Origin of the sequence: Pseudomonas fluorescens, assembly GCF_005938625.1 — a bacterium.
In the GTDB taxonomy this organism is placed as follows: domain Bacteria; phylum Pseudomonadota; class Gammaproteobacteria; order Pseudomonadales; family Pseudomonadaceae; genus Aquipseudomonas; species Aquipseudomonas fluorescens_BD.
The window spans coordinates 18,925-30,437 of record NZ_VCNJ01000042.1 but is presented as its reverse complement, the minus strand read 5'-3'; the positions used below and the strand labels follow the sequence as shown (position 1 = coordinate 30,437).

Sequence of the window (11,513 nt, the reverse complement as noted above, 5' to 3'; positions counted from 1 at the left end):
CTTAGATCATTTCCTCGCCACCTTTGCCACCGAGTACGATTTCGCCAGCTTCGGCCATACGACGGGCAATGGTGAGGATTTCTTTCTGTGCCGTTTCGACGTCGCTGACGCGTACCGGGCCTTTGGCCTCGAGGTCGTCGCGCAACAGTTCGGCAGCACGTTTGGACATGTTTTTGAAGATCTTTTCTTTGACGCCTTCGTCGGAACCCTTGAGGGCCAGTACCAGCACGTCGGAAGACACTTCTCGCAGCAACGCCTGAATGCCACGGTCGTCGACATCAGCGAGGTTGTTGAACACGAACATGAGGTCTTCGATCTGACCGGACAGGTCTTCGTCGACTTCGCGGATCGAGTCCATGAGCTGGCCCTCGATCGAGCTGTCGAGGAAGTTCATGATGTCCGCCGCACGCTTGATGCCACCCAGGGTGGTGCGCGAGGCATTCGAGTTGCCGGAGAACTGTTTCTCGAGAATCTGGTTGAGCTCTTTCAGTGCTGCTGGCTGCACGGTGTTCAACGACGAGACGCGCAGGATGATGTCCAGACGCACTTTGTGGTCGAAGTTGCCGAGCACTTCACCGGCCTGATCCGGGTCGAGGTACGCGACCACGATCGCCTGAATCTGCGGGTGTTCGTAACGGATCACGTCGGCAACGGCGCGCGGCTCCATCCATTTCAGGCTGTCGAGGCCGCTGGTGTTGCCACCGAGCAGGATGCGGTCGATCAGGCCGTTGGCCTTGTCTTCACCCAATGCCTGAGTGAGCATTTTGCGCACGTAGTCGTCGGAACCGACGCCGAGGCTGGTCTGGTCGCCGACGATGTCGACGAACTCGCTCATGACCTGCTCGACCTGTTCGCGATGGACGTTGCCCATCTGCGCCATGGCCACGCCGACGCGCTGAACCTCTTTCGGGCCCATGTGGCGCAGCACTTGCGCGGCATCGGTCGAACCCAGGGACAGCAGCAGAATCGCGGCTTTGTCGACCTTGTTCAGTTTGACGGTTGCGGCTCGGTTATCACTCATCTGCGTTAATCCACTCTTTCACGACCTGAGCCACGCGACCCGGATCCTCGGCCACCAGACTCTTGATTGCATTCAGTTGCGCGTCATAACCCTCACTTGGGCTCGGCAACAGAATGCTCTGCGGACCACCGAGGCTCACGCGGTCGTTGGAAAGTTCGCCGTCCAGGCCGCCCATCCCGCCGAGTTCCACGTCGCTGCCAAGACCGGCCAGCTCCTTGCCTTTGCCGCCGCCGGTGATGTTGTTGAGCACCGGACGCAGCACACCAAACACCAGCACCAGGATGAACAACACACCCAGCACTTGTTTGACGATGTCCCAGAACCATGGCTGGGAGTAGAACGGAATATCGGCAATCACTTCGCCGCGCTCGGCGGAGAACGGCATGTTGATCACGCTGACGCTGTCGCCACGGCTGGCGTCGAAACCGACGGCGTCCTGCACCAGACGGGTGAAGCGCGCCAATTCGTCGGCGCTCCACGGCGCGCGGGTGGTTTCACCGTTGGCCGCGTTGACCTTGACCTGATCGTCAACCACCACCGACACCGACAGACGATTCAGGCGACCCTGCTGCTGTTTGGTGTGGCTGATGGAACGGTCGAGCTCGAAGTTCTTGGTCGATTGTTGACGTTTGTCGGCCGGGTACGGCGCGAGCATTGGCTGGCCGGTGGCCGGGTCCATGATCTGCTGACCGTTGGCGTCAACCAATGGCTGACCTGGCTGCACCATCGCGGCTGGCGCTGCGGCACCACCGGTGGTTTGCGGCGCCGAGGCAGGCGCTGGCGGCTGGTTGCTCAGGGCACCCGGCACGCCTTGCGGGCCATTGCTGGCAGTGCGTTGTTCGTTGACCGACTGCTCGCTGCGCAACGCCGGTTGATCCGGGTTGAACTGCTCGGCAGTCGACTCGACGGCATTGAAATCGATATCGGCCGAGACTTCCGCCTTGTAGCGGTCGTTGCCCAGTACCGGTTGCAGAATGTTGTGCACGCGCTGGGTGAGCATGCTTTCCATGCGACGGCTGTAATCGAACTGCTTGCCGGCCATGGTCATTTCGGAGTTTTCCGCCTGATCAGAGAGCAAGGTGCCCTTCTGGTCGACGACGGTGATCTGCGATTTGCTCAGCTCGGGAACGGAAGTCGCGACCAGGTTGATGATCGCAATCACCTGACCCGGCTCCAGCGAACGACCGGAGTACAGCTCAACCAGAACCGAAGCACTTGGCTTGCGTTCGTCACGGACGAACACCGAGCTTTTCGGAATCGCCAGGTGCACGCGGGCACCTTTGACGTTGTTCAGGCTGGAAATGGTCCGCGCCAGTTCACCTTCGAGGCCGCGACGATAGCGCGTCGCTTCCATGAACTGGCTGGTGCCCAGACCCTGTTCCTTGTCGAGGATTTCGAAACCGATATTGCCGTCGCTGGGAGTGACACCAGCAGCAGCGAGTTTCATCCGCGCACGGGACAGGTCGTCGGCCTTGACCAGCAAGGCACCGGAGTTCGGTTCGACGTTGTAAGGAATGTCGGCAGCGGCCAGGGTGTCCATGACCTGCTTGGCGTCCATGCCGGCAAGGCTGCCGTACAACGGACGGTAATCCGGCTGCTGCGACCACAGCACCACGGCAAAGCCAATCGCCACGCTCGCAGCCAGGCCGACCAACAGGCCCACCTGACGCAGCATGGTCATCTCGGAGAGGTTTTCCAGGAAGGACAGGCCGAACAGCGGCGGTTTGCCGTCTATCGGGGTGGCCTTGGCCGGAACGTTATCGGCGACTGCTTCTGCCATGACTCAATCTCGTCCTTAAACCGGCATCTGCATGATGTCTTGATAAGCCTGAACCAGCTTGTTGCGCACCTGGGTCAGAGCCTGGAACGACACGCTGGCTTTTTGCGAAGCGATCATCACGTCCGTCAGATCGACGCCGCTTTTGCCCACTTCGAATGCATTGGCCAACTGAGTCGACGCCTGCTGGGTATCGCTGACCTTGTTGATCGCCTGACCGAGCATGTCGGAAAAGCTGCTGCCCGCCAGTTCAGGGACAGCGGTCGTCGATTTCGGTGCAGACATGGCATCCAGCTTCATGGCCTTCATGTCTGTCATCAACCGATTAAATTCAATACCTTGGCTCATGGTCTACTCTCTTGGGCGGCCCGCAATTTTTTGACACTCACTCGGCGGGTACACAGGTATTAGCAACAAGGGTGCCAGCTCATGGGCACCCCTTTCAGAAAAGCGTTTTCAACTTTTTGCAGCACAGCTCAGGTGGCGAACAGATAGCCTTCGACGTCCATTCCGGCATCACGCATTTGCGCCAGTTTGTAGCGCAGGGTGCGCGGGCTGATGCCGAGCTTTTCTGCAGCTTCCTTGCGTCGTCCACGCTCGGCGCGCAGGGTGTCGATGATCATCTGAAACTCCCGGCGGCGCAGGTCATCGCCCAGAGCACCGGCCGAATCTGCATCGATTTCCACCTCACGAATCACCGCAGAAACCGGCGCAGCGACGGGCATCGCGGTGTACGTCACAGGACCGGCCAGACAGAAATCCTGCGGCTGAATCAAACCGCCCTGCTGCAGGATCAGCGCACGCTGAATGGCGTTATCCAGCTCACGCACGTTGCCTGGCCACGGGTAAGCGGTCAGGCAGGCTTGCGCGTCAGGCGATAGTTTCGCCGACGCGTGCTTCATTTTATTGACGTGTTTGGCCAGCAACCTTTCGGCCAGCGGCAGGATATCGGCAGTGCGCTCGCGAAGTGGACGCCAAGCCAAGGGGAAAACCGACAGACGGTAAAAAAGGTCCTCGCGGAAACGCCCCGCCGCCACTTCGCCGGCCAGATCACGGTTGGTGGTGGCGACTACGCGTATATCCAGAGCAATCGGTTTACGCGCACCAACACGCTCGACCTCACGCTCCTGCAACACGCGCAGCAGTTTGGCTTGCAGGCCGAGGGGCATTTCGGAGATTTCGTCGAGCAGCAGCGTGCCGCCGTCAGCCTGCTCGAACTTACCGGCCTGCGCCGCGATGGCGCCGGTGAACGAACCCTTTTCGTGACCGAACAACGTCGCTTCGAGCATGTTGTCAGGGATCGCCGCACAGTTGATCGCAATGAACGGCTGGCTGGCGCGATGGGATTGCTGATGAATGTAGCGCGCCAGCACTTCTTTACCGGTGCCGGATTCGCCGGAGATCAACACTGTGGAATCGCTGCGTGCCACCCGTGCTGCCAGTTCCAGCAACTGCGCACTGGCCGGCTCGACTGCCACCGGACCTTCGCCATCGCTTGCGCCAATGCTGCCCAGCGCATGCCGCGCCACCAGATCCAGCAAGGCCTTGGGCTCAAACGGTTTGACCAGATAATCCGCCGCACCTTGACGCATCGCATCGACCGCGCGCTCGACTGCACCGTGCGCCGTCATCAGCAGCACCGGTAATTGCGGTTGGCGGGCACGCAGCAGGGAAAGCAATTGATGACCGTCCATGCCGGGCATGTTGACGTCGCTGACCACCAGACTGAACGCCTCGCGCGCCACCGCCGTCAGCGCATCCTCAGCGCTACCGACCGCGTGGTAATCGTGGCCGGCCAGCAACAACGTGTCGGCCAGCGCCTCGCGCAACGAGCGGTCATCCTCGACCAGCAAAACCTTGATGCCCATGTCTTTCACTCAGCTCCCTGTACATCGGAAAACAGCGGCAGAATCACCTGCGCGCACGTGCCGCGCCCAACTTGCGAACGCAGGCGCAATTCTCCCTGATGCGCCCGGGCCACTGCCTTGACCACGGTCAGGCCCAGACCGGTGCCGGTGACTTTGGTGGTAAAAAAGGGTTCGCCGAGCCGCGCCAGAACCGCCGGCTCGATGCCGCTGCCACTGTCGCTGACGCTCAAGCGCAGGCTGTTGTCGCGGGTGTAGCAATGGACTTTCAGGCGGACGTCGCCGGCACTGGCCTGAATCGCGTTCTCGATCAGATTCAACAGCGCGCCGACCAGCGTGTCGCGATTGCACAGCAATTCACCGGTATGACTGTCGCACTGCCAGCGGATTGGCAAATCCTGCACATGGGTCAACGCCGCCGCTTGCAGCGCTTGCATCAAGGCATTCGGGGTGAGGCGATCGGTCAGCGGCAATTCACCGCGAGCGAACACCAGCATGTCGCGCACCTGGTGCTCCAGCTCGTGCAGGCGCTCTTTCAGACGCCCGGCGAAACGCTGCTGAGTGGCCACCGGCAACTCCTGCTCAGTCAAATGACTGGCGTAGAGCAACGCGGCGGACAACGGCGTGCGGATCTGATGCGCCAGAGAGGCAACCATCCGCCCCAGCGAGGACAGGCGCTCGTGGCGCGCCAGTTGATCTTGCAGATGACGGGTTTCTGTCAGGTCGTTGAGCAGCACCAATTGCCCCGGCTCGGCATCCAGCGAGCGGGTAGCAATCGACAGGCGCCGACCGTTTTTCAGGGAAATTTCATGACCATCGTCTTCACGCGGGGCGAAGCAACGCGCAATCACCTGGCGCCACAACTCGCCCTCAAGCGGCAGACCGAGCAGTTCGATGGCGGCCGGATTGGCTTCGCGCACCATGCCGTGACCGTCGATAACGATGACGCCACCGGGCAACAGATCAAGAAGGTTTTGCAGACGGTTGGCCAAGCGTTCTTTTTCCGCCAGCTCCTGCATACGCTGAGCGCTGACCACCGCCAACTCACCCTTGAGCTCGGTTACCCGCGCTTCAAGCATGCTGTAGGAATCCGTCAGTTGGCTGGACATTTGGCTGAACAGCTCGAAAGCCTGCTCAAGGCCCTGCCGGCTTGCCTGCTCTACGGAGGACGGCTGCCCCTCGGGACTGGAGGCAGAAGACATCTGGGCGTGGGGCATTGTTTTCTCGCTTGGCTGACCGTCAGTTAAACGGAACGTTGCGAGGGCTGTAGCAATACCCGTGCCTAAAAAAAACTGCTTATAAATGAAGCAGTTGAAAAACAGGCGTCAATCCTCCGCCTGTTCATCTCCATCGCGTCGGCTCATGCCGTACTTGCGCATCTTCTCGACCAGGGTGGTCCGACGGATACGCAGACGTTCAGCCGCACGCGCAACAATGCCATTGGCATCGTCCAGCGCCTGCTGAATCAGACCCTGTTCCAGACCGCCGAGGTAGTCTTTCAGGTCCAGGCCTTCCGGCGGCAGCATAGCGTTGGCGGTGAAGTCCGGCGTATGGCCATTGATCGCCACGCGCTCTTCGAGATCACTGCGCAGGCTGTCGACCATTTGCTCGTCTTCGTCATCGACGTAGCGGAATTTCTTCGGCAGTTCGACCACGCCAATCACCCCGTACGGATGCATGATCGCCATGCGCTCCACCAGGTTGGCCAATTCGCGGACATTTCCCGGCCAGCCGTGACGGCACAGCGACATGATCGCCGCCGAGTTGAAGCGGATCGAACCACGCTTCTCGTGCTCCATGCGCGAGATCAGCTCGTTCATCAACAACGGAATGTCTTCGACGCGTTCACGCAGCGGCGCCATCTCGATCGGGAACACGTTCAGGCGATAGTAGAGGTCTTCGCGGAAGGTGCCGATCTCGATCATGCTTTCGAGATTCTTGTGCGTCGCAGCGATGATGCGCACATCGACGCTTTGGGTCTTGTTACTGCCCACGCGTTCGAAGGTGCGCTCCTGCAGCACGCGCAGCAGTTTGACCTGCATCGGCAGCGGCATGTCGCCGATTTCATCGAGGAACAGCGTACCGCCATTGGCCAGTTCGAAACGCCCGGCACGACTGGTGATCGCACCGGTGAAGGCGCCCTTCTCGTGGCCGAACAATTCGCTTTCGAGCAGCTCTGCCGGGATCGCCCCGCAGTTGACCGGCACGAATGGCGCATCGCGACGCTTGGAGTGGTAATGCAGGTTGCGCGCGACCACTTCCTTGCCGGTCCCGGACTCGCCGAGGATCAGCACACTGGCGTCGGTGTCGGCCACTTGCTGCATCATCTGGCGCACGTGCTGGATCGCACGACTGGTGCCGACGAGGCTACGGAACAGATTGGGTTCGCGATGACGACCGCGCTCGCGGGCCTGGTCATACATCTCGCGATAGACCTGGGCACGGTGCAGGGAGTCGAGCAATTTGCTGTAGCTGGGTGGCATTTCGAGGGTCGAAAGCACACGGCGACGCTGATCTTCAGGCAAGTCAACGGAAGAATTATCGCCCATCAACAAAACCGGAAGGAACTCATCCCAGGTTGAGAGTGTCTTTAGCAAGCCCAAAAGCGCACCAGGAGCATTAACGGTCCCGATCAGTACGCAAATGACCTCACGACTAGACGACAAAGAGCCGACTGCCTGCTGCCAGTCATGGCTGCCGCAGGGTAAATTTTCTTCGCCGAGAAAATTTAGAATCACCGCCAGGTCGCGGCGGCGGACGCTATCGTCATCGATCAGCAGAATTTTGGTTTCACGCCACATGCAATAGCAACTTCCCTAGTCAACTCAATGCCCAAAATAAGGGGCAAGCGAGACGCTTGCAGGACACCATGTGCCTGTAGACGCCTGAAATCTGAAAACAGCCACTAGTTAAGTCAAAAAACCGTGCACAGTCAAATTTATGGCGCACATGTCTGGATTAACTGGAGGTTAATTAACCAAACAGATGGTAAACCTTTGCCGCCTTTTGCGCTTGGGTGATCTGCGACATCTCGTTGGCTATCGCCTGCCGCTCACCCATCGCCACCTCAAGAAGCTCCTTGTAGACATGGAGCAACTCCTCAAGATTGTTGCGCAACGCGTCCTCATCCAGCGCAGCTTCAGCCATGACGTCTTCCATGCAGGAACGGCACGCCAGATCCAGCTCGCCAATGGCTTCCCAGTTGCGTTCGGCCAGCGCAGTGACCAACGCTTCACGGGTATCGGCGATTCGCTGCAATACTAGACTCATGACGATCTCCTTCAGAACTGCGGTGCTGGCACAGGAGCAATGGCATCCCAGCCTTCTTTCACCGTGCCCAGCAAGCCTGCAACCTCATCGAGAATGCGCGGATCGCTGCTGATGTTCGCCTCGGCGAGGCGCTTCATCATGTAGATATACAGCCCGTCCAGATCAGCCAGAGTGTCTGCGCTGTTCTCCAGATCGAGGCCTTCGCGCAGACCGCTGACAATGCCAATCGCCTTGCTGATCGAAGTGCACTTGCCAGGAATATCCTTGCGCTCGATGGCGCCTTTGGCCTGAGCGATACGGGCCAGTCCACCTTCCATCAACATTTGCACCAGACGGTGCGGGCTCGCTTCGGATGTCTGAGCGTGTGCGCCGACTTTCTGGTACTGCCGAAGGGCTAACATCGGATTCATGTTCTACCTCATTGCCACAATGACTCGTATAACCAGTGTATCGCCAACGAATCACATAACTTTAGATCAAAAGACAAAAACCCGGCGCACGCCGATAAAGCGTAGCCGGGTTTTTGTCGTTACTGCCTGTTACTTCGCGGACTGCTGAGCATTCAGGGAGCTGAAGAACGACGTGATATTACTCGCCGTTGCTTTCATCTGCCCGACCAGCAGGTCCATGGCGTTGTACTTGGCCGTCAACGTCTTCGTCAGGTTATCGACGCGCAAGTCCAGGGCCGTCTGCTGCTTTTGCAGGGCCGAGGTGATGTTCGTCAGGTTGGAACTGCGCTGATCGAGCAGGCCACCGGTCTTGACGTACGGATCAACCGCCGCGTTCATGCGCGCCAACAGACCGTTTTTGGCGTCGGTGCCACTGAACAGCTGCTGAACCTGACCAGCCATGCCCGGGAGTTCCATACGCTTGTTGAACACCGCAGTGTCGAGCGTCAGCAAACCGGTCTTGCTGTCAGTCAGAACACCCATCTGCGACAGCACGGACAATTGCCCTTGGCCACCAGCCCCTGGATCAGTCAGCTGAGCACGCACATCAGCCATCAACGAGCGCGGCAACGCGTCACCGGTGAAAGCCGATGAAACGGTCAGCTTGCCATCGGCATCCGGCGTCGCCTTGGACAGCGTGTCGACGGTTTTCTTCAGGGTGTTATAGGCATCGATGAACGTCTGCAGCGACGTCTGGATACCGGCGGTATTGGTCGCAACCGAAACCGTGGCCGGGGTTGCCGTGCCGTTGACCACAGGACTCGCAGCCACCAGATTCAGCGTCATGCCGCTGATGGCGCCCGTCACCGTGTTGGTCTTGCTGCTGACAGCCAGCCCGTCAATGGTGAGGTTGGCATCTTTGGCAACCTTACCGACCGCCCCGGAAGCGCCTGCCGCGGGATTGTCACCCATTTCCTGGGTGCCATCGATCTCAAGACCCGCGATACCGCTGACCTGCAGGTCCATGCCGGCGCCCGTCTTGTTCGAGCTCAGCACCAGGCGCGAGGAACCGCTACTGTCCGTCACGATGTTGGCGGAAATACCGTTGCTGGCCTGCGCCGTGTTGATCGCGTCCCGCGTGGACTGCAAGGTGGCATTGGCCGGAATCGCAACATTGTAATCAATGCCATTCTGACTGATTTTCAGAGTACCACTCGGAATGGCACTGGCGGCACCGCCGGCAAATGCGGCACTGGCGACTTTCGAGCCGGTGGCCAGGTTCTTCACAACAACGCTGTAAGTACCCGGTACGGCCGTTTTGTCCGATGTTGCACCGACAATCGTTGGTGTGTCCGACGTTGCGGTAAAACCGGCAAATGCCGGGCTCGACGCTTTATTAAGGTCGGTCATCGCCTTCTGATACGCCGCCAGTGCGCTTTTCAGCGAACCGACACCGGAAATCTTCAGCGAGTTGGTTTTCGTCTGAGTGTCGATCTGCGTCTGCTTGGCAGACTTGTCGGCGTTGACCAGCGCGGTCACGATCGCGCCGATGTCCAGGCCGGAACCCAGTCCGGAACCCGGTAGAATTGGACTTGCCATGTGCATCTCCCTTCAGATTGTTGCCATTCTTTTGACCGTTACAGGCGTCCTGAGAACGTACAAACATTATTCATGCCAGCTATCAGACTTTGGCGTCGAACAAAACGTGGCTCGCATTGGCGAGACTGTCTGCCAGCTTGAGGGCTTCTGCGGAGGGAATCTGTCGAACGACCTCACCCGTCTCGCTTGCGATCACCTTGACGATGACCTTACCGGAATGCTCATCGATCGAGAACTCCAGATTGCGCTTGATCGATTGAACGAACTTCTCGATCTCCTGCACAGCCAGTTTCAACTTGGCGTCATCCGTGTCCTGACTTTTGCGGTCAGCAACCGGAGCATCGGCCTTCGCAACTTTTGGTGTCTCTGGCGGCTTGTCAGCAACAGGTGTCGCTGGCTTGGGAGCCGGATAAGACACGTTAAGCTTTACGCTCATGTCCATGCCCATCACCTCTTAACGAAAAAAGCGAGAGAGCGCGACAAGCACACTCCCCCGCTTAAACTTATTCCGAAATTACTGAAGCAGCTTCAGTACAGCGGAAGGCAGTTGGTTGGCTTGAGCCAGAACAGAGGTCGAAGCCTGTTGCAGGGTTTGCTGCTTGGTCAGGTTAGCAGTCTCTGCGGCGAAGTCGGTATCTTGTACGCGACCTTGTGCAGCAGTGGTGTTCTCGGTGATGTTCTGCAAGTTCTGGATGGTGCTGGTCAGACGGTTTTGCGAAGCACCCAGGCTGGCACGAGTCGAACCGATTGCAGCGATAGCGGCGTCGATTGCAGTGATAGCGCTGTCGATGTTGGTAGCAGCGCCAGAAACGCTAGCACCGGTCAGGGACAGAGTACCGCTGCCTACCGACAGGCTTACTGCGTCGAACTTGGAGCTCAGTACCAGGTCGATGTGGTTAGCCGAACCGGTGTTTGCGCCCACTTGCAGGGTCACAGTACCAGCCGAACCGTCCAGCAGGTTTTTGCCGTTCAGGTTGGTCGAAGCCGAGATACGGGTGATTTCGTCAGACATCTGAGCGAATTCAGCGTTGGTAGCGGTCTGGTCAGCAGTGCCGTTGGTACCGTTACGTGCTTTAACAGCCAGTTCACGCATACGCTGCAGAATGTCGGTAGTGGCTTGCAGAGCGCCTTCAGCGGTCTGAGCTACGGAGATACCGTCGTTGGCGTTCTGGATGGCCTGGGTGTTACCGCGGATCTGGGAAGACATACGGTTGGAGATTTGCAGGCCAGCGGCGTCGTCTTTAGCGCTGTTGATTTTCAGGCCGGAAGACAGGCGCTGCATCGAAGTCGACAGAGCGTCGGAAGCGCGGTTCAGGTTTTTCTGAACGTTCAACGACGTGGTGTTGGTGTTTACTGTTAAAGCCATGACGAATTCCTCGTTGGTTGGGTACTGCGGCTTCCGGCCCTGGCAACCGCCGGGTATGGCCTAGAGAACCTTCGTAATAGTTATCGTCGGGTTTGCAGGTTGCTTGAGGGCTTTTTGAAAAAAATTTGCCATCACCCTGCCACCCCCGAGAAAACAAAGACTTAGCAGTCCATCCACCGCGAATAAATGACGTCATAAAACCGACTGCCGCGCAAACCTGCGGGCC

At 58.8% G+C, this 11,513-nt stretch carries 11 protein-coding genes; all 11 read right to left on the bottom strand.

Features of this window, described 5'->3' with window-relative positions:
• Position 1 precedes the first annotated feature (1 nt).
• The 11 genes from fliG to FGA82_RS23800 all read right to left on the bottom strand — a co-directional run bounded on the left by fliG (position 2) and on the right by FGA82_RS23800 (position 11,287).
• Positions 2-1,021: a flagellar motor switch protein FliG gene (fliG, locus tag FGA82_RS23850; RefSeq protein WP_007920042.1), complete on the bottom strand. Its 1,020-nt coding sequence runs from the start codon at positions 1,019-1,021 to the stop codon at positions 2-4.
• Positions 1,014-2,801: a flagellar basal-body MS-ring/collar protein FliF gene (fliF, locus tag FGA82_RS23845; RefSeq protein ID WP_141128982.1), complete on the bottom strand. Its 1,788-nt coding sequence runs from the start codon at positions 2,799-2,801 to the stop codon at positions 1,014-1,016. Before fliF ends, fliG begins: the two co-directional genes overlap by 8 nt.
• Positions 2,802-2,816: 15 nt before the next feature.
• A complete protein-coding gene (gene fliE, locus FGA82_RS23840) occupies positions 2,817-3,146 on the bottom strand; it encodes a flagellar hook-basal body complex protein FliE (protein ID WP_123452716.1) in 330 nt (109 codons plus the stop codon).
• Positions 3,147-3,274: 128 nt separating this feature from the next.
• Positions 3,275-4,666 (bottom strand): sigma-54-dependent transcriptional regulator, encoded by a 1,392-nt coding sequence (locus FGA82_RS23835; protein WP_141128981.1) that lies wholly within the window; start codon positions 4,664-4,666, stop codon positions 3,275-3,277.
• Between the two features lie 5 nt (positions 4,667-4,671).
• Positions 4,672-5,865 carry a sensor histidine kinase gene (locus FGA82_RS23830; protein WP_171057352.1) on the bottom strand — a complete coding sequence of 398 codons (1,194 nt, stop codon included), beginning with the start codon at positions 5,863-5,865 and terminating at the stop codon, positions 4,672-4,674.
• Between the two features lie 123 nt (positions 5,866-5,988).
• The gene (locus FGA82_RS23825) at positions 5,989-7,464 is read right to left on the bottom strand and encodes a sigma-54 dependent transcriptional regulator (RefSeq protein ID WP_007920053.1); all 1,476 of its coding nucleotides are present in this window, start codon (positions 7,462-7,464) and stop codon (positions 5,989-5,991) included.
• 172 nt (positions 7,465-7,636) lie between these two features.
• Positions 7,637-7,933: a hypothetical protein gene (locus FGA82_RS23820; RefSeq protein ID WP_007920054.1), complete on the bottom strand. Its 297-nt coding sequence runs from the start codon at positions 7,931-7,933 to the stop codon at positions 7,637-7,639.
• An 11-nt stretch (positions 7,934-7,944) separates the two neighbouring features.
• Positions 7,945-8,343, bottom strand: coding sequence for a flagellar export chaperone FliS (gene fliS, locus FGA82_RS23815; protein ID WP_141128979.1), 399 nt, complete (start codon positions 8,341-8,343; stop codon positions 7,945-7,947).
• 129 nt (positions 8,344-8,472) lie between these two features.
• A complete protein-coding gene (gene fliD, locus FGA82_RS23810) occupies positions 8,473-9,921 on the bottom strand; it encodes a flagellar filament capping protein FliD (protein ID WP_141128978.1) in 1,449 nt (482 codons plus the stop codon).
• 82 nt (positions 9,922-10,003) lie between these two features.
• A complete protein-coding gene (locus FGA82_RS23805; protein WP_141128977.1) occupies positions 10,004-10,363 on the bottom strand; it encodes a flagellar protein FlaG in 360 nt (119 codons plus the stop codon).
• A 72-nt stretch (positions 10,364-10,435) separates the two neighbouring features.
• Positions 10,436-11,287 (bottom strand): flagellin domain-containing protein, encoded by an 852-nt coding sequence (locus FGA82_RS23800; RefSeq protein ID WP_141128976.1) that lies wholly within the window; start codon positions 11,285-11,287, stop codon positions 10,436-10,438.
• Positions 11,288-11,513 lie beyond the last annotated feature (226 nt).